Annotated in this window: 26 protein-coding genes; 5 read left to right on the top strand and 21 right to left on the bottom strand. The window is 38.7% G+C overall.

Going from position 1 to position 24,649, the window contains the following annotated elements; genetic code table 11:
• Positions 1-38: 38 nt before the first annotated feature.
• From HMPREF2634_RS00425 to HMPREF2634_RS00435, 3 genes are all read left to right on the top strand, one after another.
• Positions 39-2,222 (top strand): ABC transporter substrate-binding protein/permease, encoded by a 2,184-nt coding sequence (locus HMPREF2634_RS00425; RefSeq protein WP_021001596.1) that lies wholly within the window; start codon positions 39-41, stop codon positions 2,220-2,222.
• The gene (locus HMPREF2634_RS00430) at positions 2,222-2,962 is read left to right on the top strand and encodes an amino acid ABC transporter ATP-binding protein (RefSeq protein WP_003024883.1); all 741 of its coding nucleotides are present in this window, start codon (positions 2,222-2,224) and stop codon (positions 2,960-2,962) included. Before HMPREF2634_RS00425 ends, HMPREF2634_RS00430 begins: the two co-directional genes overlap by 1 nt.
• A 422-nt stretch (positions 2,963-3,384) precedes the next feature.
• A complete protein-coding gene (locus HMPREF2634_RS00435) occupies positions 3,385-4,920 on the top strand; it encodes an ATP-binding cassette domain-containing protein (protein ID WP_070836100.1) in 1,536 nt (511 codons plus the stop codon).
• Positions 4,921-4,940: 20 nt separating this feature from the next.
• Here the strand turns inward: HMPREF2634_RS00435 and HMPREF2634_RS00440 are convergent, their stop codons facing one another.
• The 19 genes from HMPREF2634_RS00440 to HMPREF2634_RS00525 form a co-directional block, all read right to left on the bottom strand.
• Positions 4,941-6,689, bottom strand: a complete 1,749-nt coding sequence (locus tag HMPREF2634_RS00440; RefSeq protein ID WP_021001594.1) for an ABC transporter ATP-binding protein — start codon at positions 6,687-6,689, stop codon at positions 4,941-4,943.
• Positions 6,670-8,415, bottom strand: a complete 1,746-nt coding sequence (locus HMPREF2634_RS00445) for an ABC transporter ATP-binding protein (protein ID WP_021001593.1) — start codon at positions 8,413-8,415, stop codon at positions 6,670-6,672. Before HMPREF2634_RS00445 ends, HMPREF2634_RS00440 begins: the two co-directional genes overlap by 20 nt.
• A 172-nt stretch (positions 8,416-8,587) precedes the next feature.
• Positions 8,588-9,295 (bottom strand): glucosaminidase domain-containing protein, encoded by a 708-nt coding sequence (locus HMPREF2634_RS00450; protein ID WP_021001592.1) that lies wholly within the window; start codon positions 9,293-9,295, stop codon positions 8,588-8,590.
• A gap of 120 nt (positions 9,296-9,415) precedes the next feature.
• Entirely contained in the window at positions 9,416-10,003 is a 588-nt protein-coding gene (gene yihA, locus HMPREF2634_RS00455) for a ribosome biogenesis GTP-binding protein YihA/YsxC (RefSeq protein WP_021001591.1), read from the bottom strand.
• Positions 10,004-10,014: 11 nt separating this feature from the next.
• Complete coding sequence (gene clpX, locus HMPREF2634_RS00460) at positions 10,015-11,247, bottom strand: ATP-dependent Clp protease ATP-binding subunit ClpX (RefSeq protein WP_021001590.1); 1,233 nt, start codon at positions 11,245-11,247, stop codon at positions 10,015-10,017.
• A 38-nt stretch (positions 11,248-11,285) separates the two neighbouring features.
• Entirely contained in the window at positions 11,286-11,459 is a 174-nt protein-coding gene (locus tag HMPREF2634_RS09830; RefSeq protein ID WP_003024903.1) for a hypothetical protein, read from the bottom strand.
• Complete coding sequence (locus HMPREF2634_RS00465; protein ID WP_021001589.1) at positions 11,459-11,971, bottom strand: dihydrofolate reductase; 513 nt, start codon at positions 11,969-11,971, stop codon at positions 11,459-11,461. Before HMPREF2634_RS00465 ends, HMPREF2634_RS09830 begins: the two co-directional genes overlap by 1 nt.
• A gap of 184 nt (positions 11,972-12,155) precedes the next feature.
• Positions 12,156-12,995 carry a thymidylate synthase gene (locus HMPREF2634_RS00470; RefSeq protein ID WP_021001588.1) on the bottom strand — a complete coding sequence of 280 codons (840 nt, stop codon included), beginning with the start codon at positions 12,993-12,995 and terminating at the stop codon, positions 12,156-12,158.
• Between the two features lie 85 nt (positions 12,996-13,080).
• Complete coding sequence (locus HMPREF2634_RS00475; protein ID WP_003024910.1) at positions 13,081-14,298, bottom strand: voltage-gated chloride channel family protein; 1,218 nt, start codon at positions 14,296-14,298, stop codon at positions 13,081-13,083.
• A gap of 15 nt (positions 14,299-14,313) precedes the next feature.
• Complete coding sequence (locus HMPREF2634_RS00480) at positions 14,314-14,577, bottom strand: chorismate mutase (RefSeq protein WP_003024913.1); 264 nt, start codon at positions 14,575-14,577, stop codon at positions 14,314-14,316.
• Between the two features lie 38 nt (positions 14,578-14,615).
• The gene (locus HMPREF2634_RS00485) at positions 14,616-15,458 is read right to left on the bottom strand and encodes a hypothetical protein (protein ID WP_021001587.1); all 843 of its coding nucleotides are present in this window, start codon (positions 15,456-15,458) and stop codon (positions 14,616-14,618) included.
• Positions 15,459-15,655: 197 nt separating this feature from the next.
• Positions 15,656-16,291, bottom strand: coding sequence for a Pr6Pr family membrane protein (locus tag HMPREF2634_RS00490; RefSeq protein ID WP_021001586.1), 636 nt, complete (start codon positions 16,289-16,291; stop codon positions 15,656-15,658).
• Between the two features lie 7 nt (positions 16,292-16,298).
• Positions 16,299-16,637, bottom strand: coding sequence for a zinc ribbon domain-containing protein YjdM (locus HMPREF2634_RS00495; protein ID WP_021001585.1), 339 nt, complete (start codon positions 16,635-16,637; stop codon positions 16,299-16,301).
• A gap of 84 nt (positions 16,638-16,721) precedes the next feature.
• Positions 16,722-17,690 (bottom strand): phosphotransferase, encoded by a 969-nt coding sequence (locus HMPREF2634_RS00500; protein ID WP_021001584.1) that lies wholly within the window; start codon positions 17,688-17,690, stop codon positions 16,722-16,724.
• A gap of 187 nt (positions 17,691-17,877) precedes the next feature.
• The gene (locus HMPREF2634_RS10115) at positions 17,878-18,033 is read right to left on the bottom strand and encodes a hypothetical protein (RefSeq protein WP_235499518.1); all 156 of its coding nucleotides are present in this window, start codon (positions 18,031-18,033) and stop codon (positions 17,878-17,880) included.
• 189 nt (positions 18,034-18,222) lie between these two features.
• Positions 18,223-19,119, bottom strand: a complete 897-nt coding sequence (locus HMPREF2634_RS00510; protein WP_070836102.1) for an RluA family pseudouridine synthase — start codon at positions 19,117-19,119, stop codon at positions 18,223-18,225.
• Positions 19,109-19,570, bottom strand: coding sequence for a signal peptidase II (gene lspA, locus HMPREF2634_RS00515; protein ID WP_021001582.1), 462 nt, complete (start codon positions 19,568-19,570; stop codon positions 19,109-19,111). The genes HMPREF2634_RS00510 and lspA overlap by 11 nt, the downstream gene beginning before the upstream one ends.
• On the bottom strand, positions 19,567-20,475 hold the full coding sequence (locus HMPREF2634_RS00520) for a LysR family transcriptional regulator (protein ID WP_057489626.1): 909 nt from the start codon (positions 20,473-20,475) through the stop codon (positions 19,567-19,569). Before HMPREF2634_RS00520 ends, lspA begins: the two co-directional genes overlap by 4 nt.
• Before the next feature lie 151 nt (positions 20,476-20,626).
• Positions 20,627-21,067, bottom strand: coding sequence for a hypothetical protein (locus tag HMPREF2634_RS00525; RefSeq protein ID WP_021001580.1), 441 nt, complete (start codon positions 21,065-21,067; stop codon positions 20,627-20,629).
• A 172-nt stretch (positions 21,068-21,239) separates the two neighbouring features.
• Here HMPREF2634_RS00525 and HMPREF2634_RS00530 point away from each other — a divergent pair, with 172 nt between their 5' ends.
• Together HMPREF2634_RS00530 and HMPREF2634_RS00535 are read left to right on the top strand one after the other, a co-directional pair.
• Positions 21,240-21,497 carry a metal-sensitive transcriptional regulator gene (locus HMPREF2634_RS00530; protein WP_003024959.1) on the top strand — a complete coding sequence of 86 codons (258 nt, stop codon included), beginning with the start codon at positions 21,240-21,242 and terminating at the stop codon, positions 21,495-21,497.
• Positions 21,498-22,073: 576 nt separating this feature from the next.
• Complete coding sequence (locus tag HMPREF2634_RS00535; protein ID WP_021001579.1) at positions 22,074-22,562, top strand: prolyl-tRNA synthetase associated domain-containing protein; 489 nt, start codon at positions 22,074-22,076, stop codon at positions 22,560-22,562.
• A 135-nt stretch (positions 22,563-22,697) separates the two neighbouring features.
• On the opposite strand, the gene HMPREF2634_RS00540 is transcribed toward HMPREF2634_RS00535, so the two are convergent.
• Together HMPREF2634_RS00540 and HMPREF2634_RS00545 are read right to left on the bottom strand one after the other, a co-directional pair.
• Positions 22,698-22,994: a rhodanese-like domain-containing protein gene (locus tag HMPREF2634_RS00540; RefSeq protein WP_021001578.1), complete on the bottom strand. Its 297-nt coding sequence runs from the start codon at positions 22,992-22,994 to the stop codon at positions 22,698-22,700.
• Complete coding sequence (locus tag HMPREF2634_RS00545) at positions 22,984-24,639, bottom strand: FAD-dependent oxidoreductase (RefSeq protein WP_049517654.1); 1,656 nt, start codon at positions 24,637-24,639, stop codon at positions 22,984-22,986. The genes HMPREF2634_RS00540 and HMPREF2634_RS00545 overlap by 11 nt, the downstream gene beginning before the upstream one ends.
• Between the last annotated feature and the right edge of the window lie 10 nt (positions 24,640-24,649).

The following is a 24,649-nucleotide window of genomic DNA, read 5'->3' on the forward strand; positions in this document are numbered from 1 at the left end:
CTGGTATAATTTAAAAATATTCTTTAAAGGAGAGACTCATGAAGAAAAAAATTATAACTTTTTTGTTAGCTTTACTACCACTCTTTGCAGTAACAGCCATTCATGCCGATACAATCAAAGTGGTATCTGATACAGCTTACGCACCTTTTGAATTTAAAGATTCCGATCAAACTTATAAAGGTATTGATGTAGATATCATCAATAAAGTTGCTGAACTAAAAGGTTGGGACATCAATATGACTTTCCCTGGCTTCGATGCAGCCGTTAACGCCGTTCAGTCTGGTCAAGCAGATGCTATTATGGCTGGCATGACAAAGACCAAAGACCGTGAAAAAGTCTTCACCATGTCTGATACTTATTATGATACAAAAGTTGTCATCGCAACGACTAAAGCCAATACAATCAGTAGTTATTCACAATTAAAAGGAAAAACTGTTGGGGTTAAAAACGGAACTGCCTCTCAACGCTTTCTAGAAAAAATCAAAAACAAATACAAATTTACTATTAAAACATTTGACACAACTGATTTGACTTACAACAGCTTGAATTCTGGTTCAATTGACGCCATGATGGACGACCAACCAGTCATTGAGTATGCTATTAAACAAGGTCAAAATTTAAAAATCTCTATAAAAGGAGAAGCTGTTGGTAGTTTTGCTTTTGGTGTCAAAAAGGGAAGCAAGTATGAATATCTGGTAACAGAATTTAACGAAGCGCTTGCTCAAATGAAAAAAGATGCTTCTCTTGAGAAAATTATCACAAAATGGACAAGTTCTACAGCCACGAAAACAACTAGTTCTACTCCAGAAACCACTACTCCTGCTGGTCAAAAAGCTACTCCCGTAAAATCAACATATACCATTGCGAGTGACTCTTCCTTTGCACCATTCGTTTTTCAGGATAGTAATAACAAATATACTGGGATTGACATGGATTTGATAAAAGCTATCGCCAAAGACCAAGGTTTCACGATTGAAATTACAAATCCCGGATTTGATGCCGCTTTAAATGCTGTACAATCTGGACAAGCCGATGGAATGATTGCAGGGATGTCTGTGACAGACGCTCGTAAAGAAACCTTTGATTTCTCAGAGCCTTATTACACAGCAAACGCAATCCTTGCTGTCAAAGAATCCAGCACAATTACTTCTTATAAGGACTTGAAAGGCAAAACAGTCGGCGTTAAAAATGGTACTGCTTCGCAAACCTTCTTAACAGAAAATCAAAACAAGTATGGTTATAAAATCAAGACATTCGCTGATGCTTCTTCTATGTATGATAGTTTAAACTCTGGCTCTGTGAATGCTGTTATGGACGACGAACCTGTTGTAAAATACTCCATTAGCCAAGGTCAAAAACTAAAAACTCCAATCAAGGGAACTCCTATCGGAGACACTGCTTTTGCAGTAAAAAAAGGCAGCAATCCTGAATTAATCCAAATGTTTAACAATGGTTTGGCAAATATTAAGAAAAACGGTCAATATCAAAAAATTCTTGATAAATATTTGAAAAAGACCAGCTCTGCTTCTAGCTCTTCAGATAGTACAGTTGATGAAACAACCATTTGGGGGCTTCTCCAAAACAACTATAAACAATTGTTAAGCGGACTTGGTATCACCATTGCTCTTGCGCTTCTGTCATTTGCTATTGCTATGGTAATTGGAATTATCTTTGGTATGTTTAGCGTGAGTCCCGTCAAAACACTCCGCGTCATCTCAGAAATCTTCGTGGATGTCATTCGTGGAATCCCGCTTATGATTCTCGCAGCCTTTATCTTCTGGGGTATTCCAAATCTCATTGAATCAATGACAGGGCATCAAAGTCCGATTAACGATTTTGTGGCTGGTACAATTGCTCTTTCTCTCAATGCTGGCGCTTATATTGCAGAAATCGTCCGTGGTGGGATTCAAGCTGTTCCAGTTGGACAAATGGAAGCCAGCCGAAGTCTTGGTATTTCTTACTCAAAAACCATGAGAAAGATTATTTTGCCACAAGCGACAAAAATCATGTTACCAAACTTCGTCAATCAGTTTGTTATCGCTTTGAAAGATACTACAATCGTCTCTGCTATCGGTCTCGTCGAACTTTTCCAAACGGGTAAAATCATCATTGCTCGTAACTATCAAAGCTTCAAAATGTATGCTATCCTAGCAGTCTTTTACTTGATTATCATCACTCTTTTAACGAGACTTGCAAAACGCTTAGAAAAGAGGATTAAATAATGGCTAAATTAAAAATTGATGTCAATGATTTACATAAATACTACGGAGAAAATGAAGTTCTAAAAGGAATCACAACCAAATTCTATGAAGGGGATGTCGTTTGTATCATCGGACCTTCAGGTTCGGGAAAATCAACCTTTCTTCGCAGTCTCAACCTGCTGGAAGAAGTTACAAGTGGATCTATTACCGTGGACGGTTTCGACTTAACCGATAAAAAAACAGATGTCGACTTAGTTCGTGAAAATATTGGTATGGTTTTCCAACACTTCAATCTCTTCCCTCACATGACAGTTTTGGAAAATATCACCTTTGCTCCTGTCGAGCACAAGCGAATGACACAAGCTGAAGCAGATAAACTTGGTATGGAATTATTAGAAAAAGTCGGTCTCTCTGATAAAGCTGATGCCATGCCAGATAGCCTCTCAGGTGGACAAAAACAACGTGTTGCAATTGCACGGGGACTTGCTATGAATCCTGATATTATGCTCTTTGACGAACCTACTTCTGCTCTTGATCCCGAAATGGTTGGAGATGTTCTCAATGTTATGAAAGAATTGGCCAAGCAAGGCATGACTATGATTATTGTAACTCATGAAATGGGATTTGCTCGCCAAGTGGCAAACCGTGTTATCTTTACGGCTGACGGAGAGTTTTTAGAAGACGGTAAACCCGACCAAATCTTTGATAATCCGCAGCACCCACGCCTCAAAGACTTCCTAGATAAAGTCTTGAACGTATAATATGACTTCGAGTCTGGAACAAAAATGTTCCAGACTCGTTTACTTTCTAGAAGAAAACTCAATAACACAACAGTTGCACTTTCATTCTATTTATTCTTAGTGACAAACTTTTTTCTCGGTACTCTTTTGACATTTTATATCTTTTTTGCTACACTAAAATCAGTAAAATTCGGAGGTAAGGAGTTTATGTACAAGAAATCTATTGCTTAAAGGAAACTTTATCTAGTAGATTTTTTGTCATGCTCTTGCCTATTTTTCATAAAAGAAATTTTTTTCAAACTTCTCAATGATAATCTATTCGTTGCAAACTACTCCGTTTTGCAATGTTTGTTGGCAATCCAAAAACAAGAACAGCTCTACTAGATAAATAGGGCTGTTTTTCTTAGCTCTAAAATGACAATGAACATCATAAGGAGACATATATGCTACAAATTCGACATTTAACCATTACCCATTTAAAAGACTTCAAAAACATGGTCAATGATTTATCACTTACAGTCAATGCAGGCGATAAAGTCGGTATTATCGGAGAAGAAGGGAATGGAAAATCTACTCTTCTCAAACTACTCATGAATGACGCACTTGTTTCAGACTATATTAGTTATAGTGGAGGGATTCAGAAAAGCTATAGTCATTATGCTTATTTGCCGCAAACTTTGCCTGAAAATGAAAGAAAACTCTCCCTCAACGACTACTTCTTTGGCGATTTGGACATAGACTTAGATTACAGCAAACTTTACCGCTTTGCCCAAGAATTACATTTTGATAGCGAACGTTTTACTAGTCAGCAGACAATAGCCACTTTATCCGGTGGCGAACTATTAAAAATTCAACTTTTAAAAATCCTCTCTACTGATTGGGACCTTCTCTTTTTAGATGAGCCTTCTAATGATTTAGATCTAGATACTCTGATATGGCTAGAAAATTTTCTCCAAAATACACCTCGAACAGTTATCTTCGTTTCCCATGATGAAAGTCTTTTGAGCCATGTAGCGACAAAAATCATTCATTTGGAATTGATTAAGAAAAAACAGGAAGCTCGGACAACTGTTAGGAATCTTGATTATGAAAATTACAGCCAGCAAAGACAGACCTCATTTGAAAAGCAAACTAAAGACGCAAAAAAAGAACGAGAAGAATATCAAAAAGCAATGGCAAAACACCAGCGAGTCAAACAAAGTGTGGAGCATGTCTTGCGTCATACTTATGACAGCACAGCTGGTAGATTACTAGCCAAAAAAATGAAAAATATTCTCTCACAAGAAAGACGTTTTAATCGAGAAGCCACTAAAATGACAGAGTTACCAACACAGGCAGATGCTATCAATCTACAATTTTCTACTATTACTCCTCTGCCATCTACAAAAAGAGTAGTCACTCTCAAACAGATGTATTTGAAGGTAGGGGAACGCACCTTAGCCAAAAATATAAATTTTGAACTCTTAGGGCAGGAAAAGATTGGGATTATTGGTGAAAATGGTGTCGGTAAATCTACTTTTCTCAAAGAACTACGAAATCTATTGCAAAATAAAAGAGGCATTACACTAGGGTATATGCCTCAAAATTATCAGGATATGTTGAACGAAACCGATTCTCCAATAGATTTTCTAACATCCACAGGAGAAGCTATTGAGCGAGAAAAAATCCTCACCCACCTGGCCAGTCTGCAATTCACGCGTAACGAAGTACATCATCCCATTTCTCAACTGTCTGGTGGACAAAAGGCCAAATTGCTGCTGCTAAAAATGGTATTAGATCAGGCAAATGTCTTGTTATTAGATGAACCAACACGTAACTTTTCTCCTACTTCGCAGCCACAAATTCGAAAACTTTTTACAGACTATAGCGGCGCTATCATTACCGTTTCACACGACCGCACCTTTCTCAAAGAAGTTTGTCAGAAAGTCTACCGCTTGAATGAGACAGGAATAGAGCTAGTCCGCAAAGAACAGCTATAAGTTTGTTCTCCTAGTCAATCTTAAACCGCCAAACTTCCTTGAGCCGTCTGCATTTGGTAATAAACGCCTTTTGCTTGCATCAGCTCTTGATGACTGCCATATTCCACAATATCTCCGTCAACCAGCACTAAAATGATATCTGCATTCTGAATGGTAGACAAGCGATGAGCAATGATAAAACTGGTTCGCCCTACCATGAGCTTATTAAAAGCCTCTTGAATGAGTACTTCAGTCCGCGTATCAATAGAGGAGGTTGCTTCATCCAAAATCAGGATTTTAGGAACCGCTAGAAAAACACGCGCAATGGTCAATAGCTGGCGTTGTCCTTGTGACAAAGAATCTCCTGCATCTGCTAGATAAGTATCATAGCCATGCGGCAATTGCTGGATAAAGAAATGAGCATTAGCAGCTTTAGCTGCTGCAATTACTTCTTCTCGGCTAGCCTCTGGTCGCCCAAAAGCAATATTTTCATGAATCGTCGCTGTCTTCAGCCATGTTTCTTGTAAAACCATACCAAACTGCTGGCGAAATGAGACTCTGGTATAATCTGTAATATCTCTGTCGTCTAACTTAATCTTACCCGCATCTACATTATAAAAACGCATGAGGAGATTGATTAAAGTGGATTTTCCAGCACCAGTTGGTCCAACAATAGCAACTTTGCTTCCTGCTGGAACGGTCATGTTTAAATCGTGAATCAAAGGTTTATCTTTTTCATAACCAAAACGGACGTGCTCAAAACAAATCGCACCCCGTACTGCTTCACTCGTGAGTTCTTCTTTTCCAATTTCTACAAGTTCCTTTTCATCTAAAATCATGTACAAGCGCTCTGCACAAGCAAGGGCGCTTTGTAATTCGGCCATGACAGACGAAATGTCGTTGAATGGCTTGGTGTATTGGTTGACATAATTTAAGAATGTCACTAATTGTCCAACTGTGAAACTAGAGCCGTTAATGATACGAACCGCACCAAATCCAACAACAATAGCATAAATAAGAGCATTCACGAAGCGAGTCGCTGGATTGACAGTAGAGGAATAAAAGATAGCATCCTGAGAATAGTCTGCATAGCTCTCATTGCCTTTTGTAAAATCCGTAATGAATTGCTCTTGAGCATTAAAACTTTGAATCAAACTTTCTTGAGAGAGACTTTCTTCAATGAGCTGTGTCTGAAGCCCTCGTGCCGTCGTTTGTTTTTGAAACAGCTTGTAGCTTTTACGGGCTATAAAACGTGCAATCAGCATAGATAAGGGAGTTAAAAGCAAGACTAACATCATCATGAAAAAGTCAATCCTTGCCATTGTCACAATCGTTACAAGAATAGTCAACACGCCTACAAAAAACTGATTGAAGACCATAAGCAAACCATTATTTAGCTGCTCCACATCCGTCGTCAAGCGACTCACTAAATCACCGCTCCCTTGACGATCAAGATAAGCCAAGGGAAGTCGATGAATTTTTTGAATAACTGCGTCCCGAAGTTTCTGACTATAACTATAAATCAACTGATTATAGACTAAAGGATTGAGCCATTGAATCGCTGTATTGGCAACAATCACCATACCCATTTTCGAGAGAATTGGCAGCAAATGCTGACTTGCATCGGGAAGTAGAACACTATCAACTGCATTCCCAATCAAAATCGGCAAATAAATGGTCAAAGCAACCTGAACAATCGTTCCAATTGTAGCTAGTAGGAAAAGCCAGCGCTGCTGCAATAAATCACTTGCAAGGCGTTTCAGACCACTTTTAGAATACCTTATTTTCATGCTTTTCCTCCTTGCTATGTTGTGAGAGATGAATTTCTCGATAAATAGCGCTCGTTTGAAGCAAATCTTCATGTGCGCCAAGAGCTACCTGATGGCCTTTATCCAAGACAAGTATCTGATCAGCTGCACGCAAGCTATTGGTTCGCTGTGAAATTAAAATCAAACTCGTGTTCTTTAACTGCTCTTTGATAGCTTGCAATAGTTTAGCCTCTGTTAAATAATCAAGTGCCGAAGTGGAATCATCCAGCACCAGAAAAGGTGCTTTTTGTAAAATAGCGCGCGCAATCGTCAACCGTTGGCGTTGACCACCGGAAAAATTCCGACCAAAAGCTTCTACTACTGCATCTAGCTGACCTTCTTTTTCCTGTACAAAGTCACTAGCCTGCGCAATATCAAGAGCCCACCAAAGTTGTTCATCCGTCACCTCGTCTTCCAGTCCCAGCGACAAATTTGAGCGAATCGTTCCACAGAACAATTCTGCTTTTTGTGGCACCAAACTCATCCAAGTGCGCCACTCTTCAAGGTTTCTAGGACTTCGACCATTTTTGAAAATAACCAACTGACCAGCATCAATCGTATACAAATGCGCCAAGAGTTGCACCAAAGTTGATTTTCCTGAGCCTGTTCCGCCAATCACTCCCAAAGTCTGACCAGATAGTACGTCAAACGAAATATTTTCCAAGGCTGGACTAGCAGCTTGTGGATAGGTAAAGGTAACATTTTCAGCAGAAATAGATTGAGCGCAAACAGAATGCCGTATTGGCAGTTCTGCTAACACATCTTCCTCTTCCTGTTCAAAGACTTCTTGGATTCGTCCAGCGCTGATGTAACTTTGATTCAAAGAAGTGACGAGCATAGCTAATTTCAATAATTCTATCAAAATTTGCAAAAGGTAGTTGACTAAAGCAACTAATTTCCCTTGCGTCAGCAGATCCTGTCCAATAGCTAGATTCCCATGCCAAATAACCATGACCAAAGTGCTATTTACCACTAAAAAAGTCAACGGGCTAATCAAGCTAGACCAAACTCCTGTTTTTATCTGCCAGGTCTTATAGATTTCGTTGGTATCTCTAAACTCATGGATTTCTTTATTTGTTTGCCCAAAGGCACGGATAACACGCATACCTTGCAGTTGTTGGCGTGTCATATTGACAATTTTATCTGTAATCTGGCGAATTTTAGCGTACAGCGGATTTACCAAGCGTGACATGATATAGATAATACCCGTTAGGATGACAACCATGAGTAAGAACCACAGTGTAATACTTGGACTAATCAAAAATGCCATGATAATCGAGCCAAAAACAATAATCGGCGCGCGCAAAAAAAGACGAAGAAATTGATTGATACCGGTCTGAATTTGATAAGTATCACTTGTCAAACGAGTGACCAGACTAGATGTTGTCAAGCTATCTTGACTAGCTTTTGGCAAACGCATGATTTTTTGATATAAATCTTTAGTTAATTGACGTGTAAATCCTACTGCTGCTTTTGAGGAATAATATTGAGCAATAATCGCCACAACAACACCAAACGATGCTAGGACAACCAGTAAAAAGACCATGGTATAAAGATGCGCACTATCTTTTTTAGGGATTGTTTGGTCTACAATTGTTGCAACCAAAATTGGCACCAATAGTTCAAAACTAGCTTCTAATAATTTAAAAAGTGGCCCCAACAAGGATTCTTTGATATAACCCTTAAAATATTTCAATAAATCTTTCATGAAATCTCTTTTCTTATACAAAACTAGTTCTAGTTTATCATAATCTAGCCTTCTCTGTGATTTGTTAGCGGATACAATTATTTTTATAGGAGAATTTTTGTTAAATGAATTCCAGATAAAAAGGAGAAGAACGATTTCGTTCTCTCCTACTAAATTTCTTTCAAATAAAATATTATTGATGACGATTTGCCCAAGCAACATCCAAATCTAACACTTCTTGCGTTGTGTATTGTTGGCGATAAGGATTGTAGACTTTGTTAGTTGTTGCAACATTGGTTGCTTGCACATTTGGTACATCGTATTGTGTCAAATTATATTGTTGAATCAAATTATTCAACTTAACATTATAGCTTGTATCCGTTGCATAGACACCTGTTAAAGCAGCAGTCGCATTCATATAGCTGGTCGTATTACTCTTCCAAGCATAAGTGTAGCGACTATGTTTTAAAATCGCCACATAGTCTTGTAAAGATTCAACATAACTTGGATAGGATCTAAATTCTGCATTGACATTATAAGTATTTCCTTGCCCATCATCTTCTAGTGTAGCCATTGTTGCTGATTGCCCAGCATACTGTCCTTTGATGCCAAATAAATTATGATGAGGAGCGGCTGATAAAGCAGAACGTCCAGAATGGCTTTCCAGAATGGCTTGTGCAATCATAACTGAAGCATACAAATCATTCTCTTGTCCTAATTGACGAGCCGTTTCACCAATTTGTGAAATGAACACCTCTGTTTGAGTTAACGGACGTTGATAAGCCTCATCATTGGCACTAGCTGGGTGAACTTGCTTGGACAAAACTGCACTAACCAATAAAGCGGCGACTGCCAAAGCTAGAACTGTTAAAATTCTTTTTTTCAATTTTTTCTTTCTCATAGCTTATTCTCCAGTATAATATATTTTGATTATAACATAAAATTCCCAGCCCTTAGTTACAATTTGGTGACAGATTCATTATAAAAAACCGAGAAAATGATTCTCAGTTTTTCTTCAACTCTAAATTTTTTCCAAAATCGCATCCCAAGCTGCATCTAAACCATCTTTATTGACAGATGAAAAAACAATAAAATCATCATTTTTATCAAAATCCAACTTTTTCTTAATGACTGATTCGTTCTTGTTCCATTTGCCGCGTGGAATTTTATCAGCTTTCGTGGCTACGACAATGACTGGTATTTCATAATATTTGAGAAATTCGTACATTTGTACATCGTCTGCACTTGGCTCATGCCGAAAATCCACTAGACTGACAACTGCTCTGAGATTTTCCCTGCTCGTAAGATATTCCTCGATCATCTTGCCCCACTTCGCTCGTTCTGTCTTAGAAACTTTAGCATAGCCATATCCTGGGACATCCACAAAACGAAGTTTGTCATCAATATTGAAGAAATTCAGCAATTGCGTTTTTCCTGGCTTGCCAGAAGTTCGAGCTAGATTTTTTCGATTTAACAATGTATTGATAAAGGAAGATTTACCAACATTTGATCGTCCAGCAAGGGCAATTTCAGGAATCTCATCTTGCGGATAATGGGATTTATTTGCTGCACTTAGCAAAATTTCTGCATTGTGTGTGTTAATTTCCATTGCACACCTCTTTATGCTGTTTCTAAAATCGGCTTATCCGTTCCGTCAACTGCTTCCTTGGTGATCCGTACCAGCTTCACATTTTCTTGACTTGGAACTTCAAACATGACATCCATCATAGTTTCCTCGATGATTGAACGTAATCCACGCGCACCTGTCTTGCGTTCAATGGCCTTGTTAGCAATTTCCTGAAGAGCATCATCATCAAACTCTAGTTTAACATCGTCATAAGAAAGGAGAGTCTGATATTGCTTCACTAAAGCATTCTTTGGTTCGCGCAGGATTCGCACCAAATCATCAACTGTCAAAGGCTCAAGCGCTGCAAACACAGGCAAACGACCAATCAATTCCGGAATCAAGCCAAATTTTTGAATATCTTCAGAGATGATTTCTTGCATATAAGAACCAGTTTCATCAATGGCTTTATTATTTTGACCAAAACCGATAATTTTTTCGCCTAGACGTTGTTTAACAATTTCTTCGATACCGTCGAAAGCTCCTCCAACGATAAAGAGGATATTTTTCGTATCTACTTGAATCATTTCTTGTTGAGGGTGCTTGCGGCCGCCTTGCGGAGGTACGCTGGCAACAGTTCCTTCAATGATTTTTAGAAGCGCTTGCTGAACGCCTTCACCAGACACATCGCGAGTAATAGAGACATTTTCGCTTTTCTTCGCAATTTTGTCAATCTCATCTACATAGATGATACCACGTTCAGCACGCTCAATATTGAAATCTGCTGCTTGCAAGAGTTTCAAGAGAATATTTTCAACATCTTCTCCGACATACCCAGCTTCTGTCAAAGCTGTCGCGTCTGCAATTGCAAAAGGAACATTCAGACTTTTCGCCAAGGTTTGAGCGAGAAAGGTCTTGCCAGAACCAGTTGGCCCAATCATGAGAATATTGGATTTCTGCAATTCGACATCTTCCTCATCTTCATGATTATCATGAAAATTGATGCGTTTATAGTGATTGTAAACAGCCACAGCCAAAGCACGCTTAGCACGGTCTTGCCCAATCACATAATGATTCAAAATATTGAGTAGTTCTTGTGGTTTTGGAACTTCTGACAAGTCCGCTAGTACTTCTTCTGCTAGTTCCTCTCTGATGATTTCTTGCGCTAATTCCACGCATTCATTACAAATAAAGGCATTATTTCCTGCGATAATTTTTTGGACTTCTTCTTGGCTTTTACCACAAAAAGAGCAATAAACCATCATTTCATTCGTACGATTTGTAGGCATTTTTCACTCCAATTCTATTCGTTGTTTATTCTATTTTCTCATTTAAATAAGGTCATATAAAAAGCATGAATACTATTCACTAAATTTGTAAAAGCATTCAGCCAAAAGAGCACTGACAATCCATACCGTTTTTTACGAAAAGCTTGCGTTGCCGCCATAACACAAACGACACATAAAAGAGCCGTAAAAAATCCGAAAATACTACGTTCCATTACGACTCCTTTCTCTGAAAGGTTGTGACAGTAAAGTCATACTCATTCTTTTCATCTTTGGCATGAAACTGATGAGACAGCTCCTGAAATTTCGTCATATTAAAATCTTTCGGGAAATAGGTATCTCCTTGTAAACGAGCATGAATACGGGTAATAACTAATTCATCTATTAAGGGTTCGAATGCAGAAAAGATCTGACCGCCACCGATAATATAAAGAGTTCTTTCTTGATTCTTATACCATTTCATGACAGAATCAACATCATAAAACACCAGAACTTGCTCATTCTCTACTTGATATGATTTGTCTCTCGTCAAAATAATTGTCGTGCGATTGGGCAATACTCTGCGGTTCATCCCATCAAATGTCACTCGCCCCATTAAAATAGCCTGCCCAGTTGTCATTTCTTTAAAATGCTTGAGGTCAGCTGGTAAATGCCAAGGCAATGTGTTGTCTCGCCCAATCAAGCCATTCTCATCTTGCGCCCAAATAGCTACAATTTTCTTTGTCATTTCCTCATCCTTTGAATTGATATTTCTATTTTATCAAATTTCACAAAAAAAGGCTGATTTTAACTATCAAATCAGCACTAATTTATATTGCACAAGAAATCCGTTCTTTTATGATGTCTTGTGAAAATAGTTAGATACAGCCCTTTATTTTTTAGATTTTGAAAATCTGAAAATCACTTCATTCTCAAATGGCTAAATCAAATTTCAACTGTGGCTTAACAGGGATATAATCAACTAATTCAAAATCTTCTGCTTTAATGTCAAAAAAGTTGGTTCCGTCTGGGACATTCAATACTAATCGTGGCAGGCAATCCGTCGGTTCACGTCGAAGTAATTCTTCAGCTTGTTCAAATTGATTATCATAAATATGCAAGTTGTTGACAAAATAAAAGAATTTACCAACTTTCCAGCCAAAATGCTTGGCAATCATCATTTGCAATGCTACATACTGCATGGCATTGATGTGATGAGCTACCAACATATCATTTGAGCGTTGTGTCAGAGTTGCATCCAGATAAATGTCACCGTCTACACGGCGTACATCAAACATGGTCTGAAAAGCACACGGTAGTAGACCTTCTGTTTCTTCAAATGCTTCATAATCCCAAAGTGAGATAATATTTCGTCGATTCCAAGGATTGATTTCTAGCTGTTTCAAGATTTTATTGATAATATCATGTTTCTTAACAACAGCGCCATAGCGCAAGCCAATCGTGCGAGTATCTCCTACTTCCCAATCATTCCAATAATGAACATTGTACTTTTCTTCTAAAATATCTAAGCTATTGGATTGGTCTTGGTAAATCCAGAGCACCTCTTTGATAGCTGACTTGATAGCAATCGGCCGAAGCGTTGTAATAGGAAATTCTCCCTTGCTCAAGTCGTATTCAGCAAAAGAACCTGTAATATACTTAGAGTTAGCCACTTTCCCGTTTTTATAACGAGGGCGTGCATTTTCAGAAAAAACACCTTCAGTCAAGATTTTTCGAATATTTTCTTTAAAAATAGTATCTGCTTTTGTCATGATTTCCCTTTTCTAATATTGCTTTTTCTAGTATAACACAAAATAAAAATCTCCTACAAGTCAAAACCTCGCAGGAGAACATGCTTTAATATCGAATTTTTTGAGCTCCATAAATCGAATGCTGACGATGTAGAGAAAACGCCACCGCACACACTATGAAAAAATAGGGGAAATTAGTAAAGCCAAATACTTCACAGCCAATTAAAATCGGACCTAAGAAAGTAGAGGTCGCACTTCCAAAAACAGCAGCATAACCTAGTGCAGCAACCAAACCAACTGGAAGTCCAAATAAACTTGCTAGCAACACACCTAAGCTTGTACCAATTGCAAAAAGCGGTGTCACTTCTCCACCTTGAAAACCTGCTGATAAAGTTAAAACTGTTAGAAGTAACTTGAAGAGCCAATCATATACATAGACGGGCTGACCAGCAAAACTAGCTGCAATCAAATTTGTTCCAAGCCCTGAGTAGCGACCTTTATCTAACAGCAGAAAGACGATACTTAAAAATATTCCCATAACGACAATCCGTTTGTAGGGATTTGGAAAAATAATTGCTGCTTTCTTTTTGCTCCATGAGAGAGCATAAGCAAATAAATTGCCGCAAAGTCCAAATAAAACTCCAAGGAGCACTAATTTAATAACAAGTATTGGAGATAATCCCAAATGAGCAGAAATTGGTTGCATAAATTTTTCAAGACCTAACGCATGTGATGTCCAAGCAGCAACGAGAGAGGCTATCATGGCAGGATACAAAGCAGTCAGCTGCAAGTTTCCTACAACCAAGACTTCCATCGCAAACAAAACTGCAGCCAGTGGCGTTTGAAATAGTCCAGCAAAACCAGCAGCCATTCCTGTAACTAAAAATACTTTTGAAGTATTAGGAATAGAAAACTTCTTGCAAAACCAGTGAGAGACTGTGGCACCTAATTGTACTGCTACTCCTTCTCGACCGGCCGATCCACCAAAAAGATGCGTCAACCAAGTCGTCACTATAACAAGAGGGATTAAGCGCTTGGGAATGTGATTTTCTACACCATGCCCAACTTCAAAAATCAAGGTCATTCCTTTGCTACTTTTCCCACCATATTTCTGATAGAGAAATACAATCACTAATCCTGCAAAAGCTAAAAAAGGAATCAAATAAAGGGAATGCAAAGTGCGGACTTCACTTAAAAATATAAGCGTTCGCCCAAATATCGTATCAATAGTTCCAATTACTAGCCCCATAAGAATGGACAATACCGTAATAGCTATCACTTGATTTCCGATATTGACCCACTTTAACCTATGAATTTTTTTCATTTTATCATTCCTATATTAGATATGCCGCTCTTGATAAGCACGTGAATGTTTTAAAAGATCTGAAAAAGTCTGCACAAGGGTGTCTTCATACTGTTTTTCCTGCACACTATTTGCAACTTTCTCTAAAATAATTTGCTCACGCTGAGTATCCAATACTGCTTTCCCGGTCTGACGCTTGTAAAGAGCTACTTGGCTCACTAACGCCATTCTTTTCTCTAACAAGGTAATCAAGTCTACATCTATTTGATCAATTTCTTTTCTAATTTCTGCTAAATCCATAGCTGCCTCCTAATTACTTTCTATCTTATCAAAATCTTTTACAATATGCTAGTGGTCGTCCTATCTCTACCATCTAGCTCAAGCACTTTTTCATATACCTTATCATTCCATTTTACCAGTCCATCGTTTTGATAATCTAAATAATGAATCCTGTTTTTTAAATAATTTGGAATAATACCTTCAAATTCCTTTTTATTTTGACTTGCAATAATGCAGACACAAAGACTGAGATCTAACAATACCTCATCTTTCACTTTTGCTGCATGATAACCATCAAATACATAGCCCTTTTGATTCACAATAGTTTCATACCAGAAATGAAAACTAACACCAGGTATGAAAGCTTCTTCCAGATCGACTTCCGTGGGATTTCTTTCTAGCAATCGTTCCATTGCTAACCTATAACCAGATGTCGTATTAGACCACCCAAACATGACATAGTCAAAATAATCCGCTGGATCACCTGCTGCATTTCGTTTATCTTGTACTAATTGCTCACCAGTCAATCCAAAAACTTTTGTAGCAGACAGTAATTTCCCAGTTTTTAATATCTTTTTAGCAGTTTCTACAGTACAAGTATGGCTGAGATGGTTGGAAGTTACACATTTACCGTCTACATTAAAAGTGCCTGCTTCTCGTTTATCCTTCGGAATAAATGGAAACTTTTCCTTGCTATTCGCTATATAAGAGTACACTTGGTGTTGCAAAGCAATATTTTCACACTCGATTTTGGTCGTTCTACCATACATTTTTTCATATGCCACGAACTTGGCAATTTTTTCCAATTCCCATTTGTTAATTTCAGGATAATCTACTAAGGCTAAATGGTAAATCCCCTGCCATTGAAGGCTAAAATCATTTTTACAAATTTTTACTTTCATACATATAATACCTTTTTCATCATTTTTCACATTTATGCTTATTCTATTAATTATACACCTATCAGTCATAAATGGTTCTATAATTATAGATAATGATAGAAGTTTTGACTAGCTTCAAACAATTTTATTTTTCAACAAAAAAACCTGAAGAAAATAACTAAAAAGTGTTTCTTCAGACACAATCTGCTTTTTGTGTATTAGGATAATGATTTTCTACGTGAGAAAACAGACATGAATCCAAAAAGCAAAAAGCTCGCCAATAGATAGCCGATAAAGATTTTAAGTGACCACTGTAAAACATAAGGCCAGCCATATTTTGGGATATTTAAAAAAAAGTAAGCAAAAGGACTGTCCTTAGCACCTGGAATAGGCCACTTGATAACCAAGCCATTAAACAGAGCAAAAACCATGTAAAGCAAGGGAACACTCGTCCAAGCAACAGGGTCATACCATCGATATTGTAAACGTTTATCAAAAAGCAAGGTATCTGCTAAAAACCACAATGGGACAATGTAATGGCATAGAAAATTTTCCAAGCGATAAAAATCAGTTGCTAAAGGAGCAAGCATAAAATGATAAATAACACAAGTAATCATGATACACATGGTCACACCACCCTTTATCCGAAAGAGTGATTTCGTTTGCCAATGATTTTCAGAACGCGCCATTAAGTATAATAAATATGCTGTGAAAGCTGTTACGATAATGTTAGACAAAACAGTATAATACATGAGCATGCCAAAACCACCATGCTTTGTAATTTCAAGATAAACTCCCACAAACCCTAAGAGAAAGAGCACCATACGGCTATAAAAAATTACATTTCGCTTCATTTTGACCTCAGATTTTCTTAACAAATTCTGACTTAAGTTTCATCGCACCAAAACCATCAATCTTGCAATCAATATTATGGTCGCCTTCTACAATCCGAATATTTTTCACACGCGTCCCTTGTTTCAAATCCTTTGGAGCACCCTTGACTTTTAAATCCTTGATGAGAGTAACAGTATCTCCGTCCACAAGTTGATTGCCATTTGCATCAATCGCTTTGATGTCAGCATCTTCTTCATCGACTTCAGCCGGATTCCACTCATAAGCACACTCAGGGCAAACGAATAGTAACCCATCTTCGTAAACATATTCTGACTGGCATTTTGGACAATTTGGTAATTGATTCATCTTCTCTCCTTGCTAATACTTAGAATTTATGATGCCTTCCCATTTTACTATAAAATAAAAAATTTGACAAATGAGAGAAATTGACTAATTTTTAAAAGAAATGTGATGGTTTAAATAATCTATCATTACTTTTTCTTTTGTAAATTTTACCTTTTGATACTTCATTAAGGCACTATTCTTTTGATTTTCTACCAAGTAAAATAAATGAATCTCTAAAAAACGTTGCAAAGCAAAACGATAACAAAGCTCTGGATTAATATCCCTAGTATAATTTGAAAAAAATAAGTTAGCCAATTCAGGAAATGACGAAACATCAGTTTTCAAAGATAATCCCCATAAAAATGTTCCAATATCTTCCTCTGGAAGGGAATAACGTGCATCACCAAAGTCTAGAATAGTTAATTTACCCTTGTGAAAAAGAATATTGTCAGCGTGCAAATCGTTATGAATAAAAAGGGCAGGCTGTGCTTGTTTCGCTTTCTCCAAAATACTTGTGTTTATTTGAAACAATTCCCAATAATTTTTATAATTTGAAATATCCTTTTCTAATTCCTTTTCGTAAGAGAATAACCTGATATGCAAACTAGAAACCAAATCATCATAGACTGGAATTCTCTGATATTCTATACAACTTTCCTTTGAGAAATCATGAAAATGGACGATCTTTTGGGCTATCTGAGGAATTATATTCTTCTCAAAGGAAATGGTTTTTCCTTTTAAATAGACAGATTGCATCACATATAGAATACCTTTATTAACATTTAATGAGAAGATCCACTCTCCGTCCTGAAAAGGAAGGTAAGCAAAATCATTTAGTTCTTCCTCATACAACGCATTTACAAATTGAATTTCTCTTTTCAAATAAGATTTTGCCTCATAAAAAAGTGGGGAAGTCTGGGGAAGATAAAGAATACGCACGACAACTCGTTCATTCATTACATAATTTAAATTTTCAGTCCCGCCTGATAATGGACGCAATGATATATCTTCACCATATAACTCTCGAAGTAAGTTTTTGATTAATATTTCATTTTGAAATGGTTGAAAAAACATTTCCCACTCCTCCAAACTTTCACACTAAAGTATACCACAAAGTTCTATGGTTCAGTTTCCTCGAGTTCCTGAGTACGCTTATAAAACACAGCAACGGCTTTGATAATTTTTCCTCTGAAAACATCTGCTTCAAGGCTAGCCGCCTCTACCATCTCAAGCGAATCTGATATAACCTTTTCTATTAAATTCATGCCCTTTGCATCTGGATAATGAATAGGATTTGCCGTATAAAACTATCAACATCAATCAATAGAACCAACAACTCTACCTGCACCATGAATGCAATCTGTGTGCTCAATGTATCATCATTATTACTAACTTTTAACTCAACAACAAAAACCATATCATTTTTATTGATGAGGGGAACATCTCTCCGATTAAACAAGATAAAGATTAATTACTTGGGTATGCATTTTTATAGCGTCACTTACCCATAAAATCATTTTTATTCTCTACCAAGCCTGATATACTGCGTTATTACACCAAAATTTTAAGCAAAATAAAAAGAAATGAAATACGATTCCTTTATGTTTCACTTCTTTCCTTTTCGCAATTGTTCTAGCGTTTCTTGGAAAACGATTGGCACTTCTGCTGTAAATTCCATGATTTTTCCTGTCTTAGGATGAGTAAATCCAAGCGTTCTGGCATGCAAAAATTGCCCATTCCCCTTCAAGGTTTTTCGTGGTCCATACACGCCATCCCCTGCTACCGGATGACCAATATAAGCCATGTGCACACGGATTTGGTGGGTACGACCTGTTTCTAATTGCAATTCTACTAAAGTATAATTCCCAAAGCGCTCTAAAACGTGAAAACGAGTGATTGCTGGTTTACCTTTAGCTGTAACAGCTTGCTTCTTGCGATCTTTTTCACTTCGCCCAATTGGTGCTTCAATAACACCTCTATCATTTGGCAAATTGCCATGCACAATAGCCCAATACTTCCGTAGAGATTTTTTAGCTTTTAATTCATCAGCCAGCTTGATATGCGCATCATCGTTCTTGGCAATCATCAACAATCCGGATGTATCCTTATCAATCCGATGAACAATTCCAGGGCGCAAAACACCATTGATACCGGACAAATCCTTGATGTGGTACATCAGCGCATTGACCAGCGTTCCGCTCGTATGCCCTGCACTGGAATGCACCACCATACCTTGAGCCTTGTTCACCACTGCAACATCTTCATCCTGATAAACAATATCTAGTGGCAGATTTTCTGCAACATATTCTAGTGCTTCTGGTTCGGGCAATTCATAAGTAATCACGTCGCCTGCCTTGACAGCATGCTTGGCTTTCTTCACTTGTCCGTTGACTAAGATTTGTCCATTTTTGATTTGTTCATTGGCAAGGCTGCGGGATAATGGTGTCAAATCAGCAACCGCCTTGTCCAACCGTACACCGCCAATCTCTACTTTAACTTGCATTGTCCTCTTCCTTTAACATCATCACTATCAGCACAAGCACGCCAATCGTCAGATAACTATCCGCAACATTAAAAATTGCAAAATTGATAAAATCGAGCTGAAACATATCCACGACAAAACCTTGGCGCATGCGGTCAATAAAATTTCCAATTCCCCCTGCAATAATCAAGCACAAAGCAGACAGCAGCCAGACAGAACCTTTGATGTGCTTGCTCAAATACCAAATAGCAGCTCCAATCACCACTAAAGTAATTACCGCAAACAACCATTGCTGGTTCTCCAGAATTGAAAATGCCGCTCCTGTATTTCGCAAATAAGTCAAACTCACAATCTTTGGAATGAAGGGCTTTACTTCACCTAATTGAATGTTTTTAACAATTTCAAACTTGACCCATTGATCCAGCGCAATCAAAGCCACAATCACAATCGGCACGGTCACTTTTCGTTTCATTTTTTACCTCTTTTTGCAAAATATTCTTCCATCACAGCAACAAAAGCAGCGCCGACTGGAGACAATTCTACATCTTCGCGTTTGACATATACCATGCGGTTTTCCAAATTGTCTTTTAACCGAATCACCGTAATGCCGTTTACACTATTGCTATCCAAAAATCCAGAGCCTGTCGCATAAGCATCTGTCCGCTCCAAAATACCATTTAAAGTAGCACGGTCCGTCACATTAAACATCTGCGAACTGGCGCTGGTGTCCACGAAATTCTCTGAATAATAGAGATATTCGTCCTTTTCCTGTGTAAAACGAACCGTCGGCAAATCTGCCAAATCGTCCATAACCAGCTCCTCTTTCCCAGCTAAGGGGTGATCCGCCCGCAGATAAATGTGTGTCTGAAAAGGAATCAAATCTACCACTTCCAGCCCCAATTTATCCATCCGCTGCATCATTCCCTTGGTATTTTGGTTATTCAGATAGATAATGCCAATCTCGCTGTGTCCTTGTGCGACTTCATTTAAAATCTGCACCGTTGTAGATTCAAAAATTCGGAAATTCTTATCTTTTGGATAGCGTTTGGCAAATTCTGTTATCAGAGGCGGCAAGAAATCATAGTGCTGGCTGGCAATGGAAAATTCTGCTTTTTCTTCCTCTGGATTGGCATACTGATTTTGAAAGATATCAAATCCTTTAACCAATTCTTGAGCTTTTTCGTAAAATTCCATCCCTCGACGTGTCAGAAATGTACCGCTACTCGTTCTGCGAAATACTTTAAAACCCAGTTCTTTTTCTAATTCTCGAACCGCAATGGATAAGCTCGGCTGGCTGACATACATTTTCTCAGCGGCTTCACGAAAGGTGCCACTATTGGCAATGGCTACAACATAGCGCAGTTGTTGAATATTCATCCTTTTATCCTCTTTCAAGTGTTTTATCATTATACCATAAATCAAGGCATAACTAAACCGTCATACACCCATGAAATCCAGTCGTCGCTTCTTTCATATCTTCCTAATAAAGCAGATAAAACAAGTTGTTTTTGGCTGCTGCAAGTGACATTCAACTTCTTTCACTCATGTAGCGGCTTATCTCATCAGCTGTCAATTTTCGCACTTCTGTATTTGGATACTCTTTGTATTCATGAACGGTAAAAACAGGTGCCAGCAATGGGCATGTTTTATCCTTATTCTTTTTTAAAAATACTTGTAAATCTTCTTTTGCCGCAAAAATTTTATAAGACAGCCTTCCCTTGCTATTTTCTATTTCATAAATACCGCATGGCTTTTTCATCGTATAATCAGCGGTTCGCAAGTATAGCTTTGCGATTTCTAATGATTTAAACGGAAAATGCCACCTTTGCAATCCTCTCTTTGGGTCTTTTTCAATGCAGATACACCGCCCACATGTTCCGCAAATATACTGCCTATGGTGTTGCAAACAATCCAAAGGATTCAGTAAAGGCGTTCTTCTACTTTTCCTAGAATAACATTCTTGACACATGTTTACCTCCTGTTACTGACCGACATAGATGGATTCTATCATGGTGAACATCCAAGTTTGACACAAACCGTTCACATCATCCCCCCTCATTATATCATAAAGAAAGAGCGAGAACTTTGACAAAGAGGTCTATTCAAGATATAATGTAAAAAAATAAACTGAGGACAAGGACATGGCAAATTCAAAGCTTATTACGCGGCTGAAACGCTCCGAAGGACAACTGCGCGGCATTCAAAAAATGATAGAGGAAGAGCGCGACTGTGCGGACATTATCACCCAATTAACCGCTGTTCGCTCTAGTGTCGAGCGGGTCATTGAGTTGATGATTACTGAAAATCTCACTGAATGTCTCAATCACCCTTTGGACGACCCCGAAGCACAAAAAGAGCGACTAGAGAAAGCCGTCCAATACCTTATCAAGCGAAAATAACCTCAGCAGGCGACGAAAACTGCTGAGGTTTGTTTATTTACGGTACACAATATAAGGGATGATTCCAACTATCACTTTTTTAGAAAAATAGAACTGCACAATGGGCAAAAGTAGTTCTTAAAGGAGTGTGTCTGCCCGGCGGACGAAGTGAACCTGTTTCTAGGCAAGTCGTCAGCCCGGCGGACAGAGCAAACTTGTTTCGAGGCAAGCTGTCAGCCCGGCGGACGGAGTGAACTTATTTCTAGGCAAGTCGTCAGCCCAGCGGACAGAGCAAACTTGTTTCTAGGCAAGCTGTCCGCTCGGCGGATGAAGTGAACTTGTTTCTGGGCAAGCCGTCAGTCCGGCGGACGAAGTGAACTTGTTTCTAGGCAAGCCGTCAGTCCAGCGGACAGAGCAAACCTGTTTCTAGGCTAGCTGTCAGCCCGACGGATGAAGTGAACTACTTTTAGGGCAGGCTTATCTACCCGATCGACGGAATGGACTGCTTTTGGGGGCAGGTTGCCAACCATTGAAAGAAAAGTCCTCCTCAATATGGTATAATAAGAGTAATAAAACAAATCAAAGGAGGCAAGTAAAATGGACTTATACGCAAAAGTAGAAGAAACCTTGAACAAGTTAAACATTCCATTTGAAATCGTGGAACACGAACCGGCACTTACGACCGAGCAGGCAGACAGCTTTATCGAAGGCATTGAAGGCGTCCGCACCAAAACGATGTTTCTCACTAACAAGAAGAAAACCGCCTACTACTTGCTCATCATGGATGACAAAAAGCGCTTGGACATGGACTTATTTAAAGAACTGGTAAAAGCTAATAGAATCCGCATGGCATCCGCTGACAGTCTATTTGAAAAAATGATGTTGCCAGCAGGTGTTGTTTCTCCATTTGGATTGTTAAACAATGCCGATAAAGACATTCAAGTTTATTTTGACAAAGAAATCATGTCGGAAAAACGAATGAGTTTTCACCCCAATACCAATGAAAAAACACTCTTTTTAGACACAACGGACTTACTCAAATTCCTAGAAGCTATTGGTTATGAGCCACATATTATTGAGTTATAGGTTGGACAAAAACTCAATTTCTAGTCAAAATGAAGCAATGAACAAGAAAAAGCTTAAAATCAACGTTTTTGATAACTTGATTTTAAGCTTTTTACTATTTTTGAAAGGTTTTTATTCAGTTTCTTTTCTCTTTCCTTATTCCACCTCGCCATGCCAGAAATTCATGCCCCCAGCTACATTGGTTACATCAAATCCTTGCGCACTTAAAAACTGACACGCAGCCGCAGAACGTGCGCCAGATTGACAGATGACATAGTATTTCTCCTGCTGGTTCAGTTGTTTGTAGCCCGTCTCAAAAGTGCTTAATGGCAGATTTTTTGCCGTCGGCACGTGTCCCATTTGAAACTCATAATCTTCTCGCACATCAAGAATGGATAAGATTTCTGTCTGATATTTTTTATAAAATTCAGGCATGCTGATGCTAGTTTCCATATTCTACTCCCTCTGGTTTTACCATTTTGTACAAGGCAAAGGCGCCGTCTAGATTTTGAACAGAAAATCCTGCTTGTTTGAGAATGCGCTCGGCAATATAGCTACGAAGTCCACTATGACAGCTCACGATATAATCCTGCGACTTGTCTAACTCTCCTAAACGCTCACGCAATTCATTTAAAGGAATGTGAACCGTATCCACTTTCAAACGACCTTGTTGAAGCTCACTAGCCGTCCGCACATCTAGGAACTTCTTACCAGCAGCTAGTTCATCTTCCAATTCATACCACTGGATATTGTCGCTCAAACCTTCTACCAAGTTTAAGGCTGCATATCCCAGCATATTGACCGGATCTTTAGCAGAGCCAAACGGTGGCGCATAGGTAAATTCCAACTCTGGCAAATCAAAAATGGTTAGATTGCCTTTGATAGCCGTTGCCAAAATATCAATCCGTTTATCAACGCCTTTTTTCCCAACACCTTGTGCACCGTAAATTTTGCCACTTGTTGGCTCAAAGAGGAGTTTCAAGGTCACATCAGTCGCACCCGGATAGTAGCCAGCATGATCCTTACCACTGACATGAATAACTTGATAAGGCAGGCCATTCATACGAAGAATGCGCTCGCTCAGCCCTGTTGAAGCTGCCGTCATGTCAAATGCCCGAACAATAGCTGTACCAATGCTGCCTTTATTCTTGCGAGCTACCCCAGCAATCACGTCCGCCACTTGGCGACCTTGACGATTGGCAGGCGAAGCCAATGAAATCAGCGCATCTTCTCCTGTAATCTCTTGCTTAACCACAATCGCATCGCCGACTGCATAAATATCAGGTTGACTGGTTTCGTAACGCTCATTGACTAAGATACCGCCACGCAGTCCCAGTTCAATACCTGCCGCCTGTGCCAAAGCATTCTCCGGTTGCACCCCGACAGACAGAATGGTCACATCAGAAGCAATCTTTTGCCCATTTTCCAGCACAATGACCTTTCCCTTGTCCTCAAACCGCGTAGCAGACTGAGAAGTAATTACTTGAATACCGTTTTTCAACAATTCAGCCTGAACAAAAGCAGCCATTTCTTCATCAAGCGGTGGCAAAACATGCGGTGCTTTCTCAACAATTGTCACATTCAAACCACGCTTACGAAGATTTTCTGCCATTTCAAGCCCAATGAATCCAGCACCAATCACCACAGCTTCTTTTGGTTCTTTCTCCAAAGCCAACATAATCTCATCTAGGTCAGGAACATTACGTAAAGTATAGGTATTTTCAGCTGTTTCCAAACCTTCAATTGGAGGCACAAAAGGCTTTGCCCCCGGAGATAAAATCAACTTATCATAACTCTCTGTAAATTCCTTTCCGTCATGCCGAACCGTCACTATATGTTGATCTGGTGAGATAGCCGTCACTTCATGGAAAGGTCGCACATCTAAACGAAAGCGTGCCTTTAAACTCTCAGGCGTTTGCACTAACAAGTCTTCCCGCTCAGCAATTTCTCCAGAAACATAGTAAGGCAGACCACAGTTCGCAAAGGAAACGAATGGTCCCTTTTCAAAAATAATAATCTCAGCGTCTTCTTTTAGCCGTCTTAAACGCGTCGCTGCAGACATTCCACCTGCAACTCCACCAACAATGATAATTTTCATTCAACTTCCT

It is taken from the genome of Streptococcus sp. HMSC034B03, assembly GCF_001838575.1.
GTDB lineage: Bacteria > Bacillota > Bacilli > Lactobacillales > Streptococcaceae > Streptococcus > Streptococcus anginosus.

Bases quoted from the DNA above. Each gene is read 5' to 3' on its own strand.
- HMPREF2634_RS00490 (WP_021001586.1), bottom strand. From the start codon at position 16,291: ATGAAGCGAAATGTAATTTTTTATAGCCGTATGGTGCTCTTTCTCTTA.
- HMPREF2634_RS00540 (WP_021001578.1), bottom strand. From the start codon at position 22,994: ATGGAAACTAGCATCAGCATGCCTGAATTTTATAAAAAATATCAGACA.
- HMPREF2634_RS00425 (WP_021001596.1), top strand. From the start codon at position 39: ATGAAGAAAAAAATTATAACTTTTTTGTTAGCTTTACTACCACTCTTT.
- HMPREF2634_RS00480 (WP_003024913.1), bottom strand. From the start codon at position 14,577: ATGGATTTAGCAGAAATTAGAAAAGAAATTGATCAAATAGATGTAGAC.
- HMPREF2634_RS00470 (WP_021001588.1), bottom strand. From the start codon at position 12,995: ATGACAAAAGCAGATACTATTTTTAAAGAAAATATTCGAAAAATCTTG.
- HMPREF2634_RS00510 (WP_070836102.1), bottom strand. From the start codon at position 19,119: ATGCAAGTTAAAGTAGAGATTGGCGGTGTACGGTTGGACAAGGCGGTT.
- HMPREF2634_RS10115 (WP_235499518.1), bottom strand. From the start codon at position 18,033: ATGGTTTTTGTTGTTGAGTTAAAAGTTAGTAATAATGATGATACATTG.
- HMPREF2634_RS00525 (WP_021001580.1), bottom strand. From the start codon at position 21,067: ATGTGTCAAGAATGTTATTCTAGGAAAAGTAGAAGAACGCCTTTACTG.
- HMPREF2634_RS09830 (WP_003024903.1), bottom strand. From the start codon at position 11,459: ATGGAACGTAGTATTTTCGGATTTTTTACGGCTCTTTTATGTGTCGTT.
- HMPREF2634_RS00535 (WP_021001579.1), top strand. From the start codon at position 22,074: ATGGACTTATACGCAAAAGTAGAAGAAACCTTGAACAAGTTAAACATT.
- clpX (WP_021001590.1), bottom strand. From the start codon at position 11,247: ATGCCTACAAATCGTACGAATGAAATGATGGTTTATTGCTCTTTTTGT.
- HMPREF2634_RS00495 (WP_021001585.1), bottom strand. From the start codon at position 16,637: ATGAATCAATTACCAAATTGTCCAAAATGCCAGTCAGAATATGTTTAC.
- HMPREF2634_RS00500 (WP_021001584.1), bottom strand. From the start codon at position 17,690: ATGTTTTTTCAACCATTTCAAAATGAAATATTAATCAAAAACTTACTT.
- HMPREF2634_RS00435 (WP_070836100.1), top strand. From the start codon at position 3,385: ATGCTACAAATTCGACATTTAACCATTACCCATTTAAAAGACTTCAAA.
- HMPREF2634_RS00520 (WP_057489626.1), bottom strand. From the start codon at position 20,475: ATGAATATTCAACAACTGCGCTATGTTGTAGCCATTGCCAATAGTGGC.
- HMPREF2634_RS00475 (WP_003024910.1), bottom strand. From the start codon at position 14,298: ATGAAAAAAATTCATAGGTTAAAGTGGGTCAATATCGGAAATCAAGTG.
- HMPREF2634_RS00450 (WP_021001592.1), bottom strand. From the start codon at position 9,295: ATGAGAAAGAAAAAATTGAAAAAAAGAATTTTAACAGTTCTAGCTTTG.
- HMPREF2634_RS00465 (WP_021001589.1), bottom strand. From the start codon at position 11,971: ATGACAAAGAAAATTGTAGCTATTTGGGCGCAAGATGAGAATGGCTTG.
- HMPREF2634_RS00430 (WP_003024883.1), top strand. From the start codon at position 2,222: ATGGCTAAATTAAAAATTGATGTCAATGATTTACATAAATACTACGGA.
- HMPREF2634_RS00545 (WP_049517654.1), bottom strand. From the start codon at position 24,639: ATGAAAATTATCATTGTTGGTGGAGTTGCAGGTGGAATGTCTGCAGCG.
- HMPREF2634_RS00485 (WP_021001587.1), bottom strand. From the start codon at position 15,458: ATGAAAGTAAAAATTTGTAAAAATGATTTTAGCCTTCAATGGCAGGGG.
- HMPREF2634_RS00445 (WP_021001593.1), bottom strand. From the start codon at position 8,415: ATGAAAGATTTATTGAAATATTTTAAGGGTTATATCAAAGAATCCTTG.
- yihA (WP_021001591.1), bottom strand. From the start codon at position 10,003: ATGGAAATTAACACACACAATGCAGAAATTTTGCTAAGTGCAGCAAAT.
- HMPREF2634_RS00440 (WP_021001594.1), bottom strand. From the start codon at position 6,689: ATGAAAATAAGGTATTCTAAAAGTGGTCTGAAACGCCTTGCAAGTGAT.
- HMPREF2634_RS00530 (WP_003024959.1), top strand. From the start codon at position 21,240: ATGGCAAATTCAAAGCTTATTACGCGGCTGAAACGCTCCGAAGGACAA.
- lspA (WP_021001582.1), bottom strand. From the start codon at position 19,570: ATGAAACGAAAAGTGACCGTGCCGATTGTGATTGTGGCTTTGATTGCG.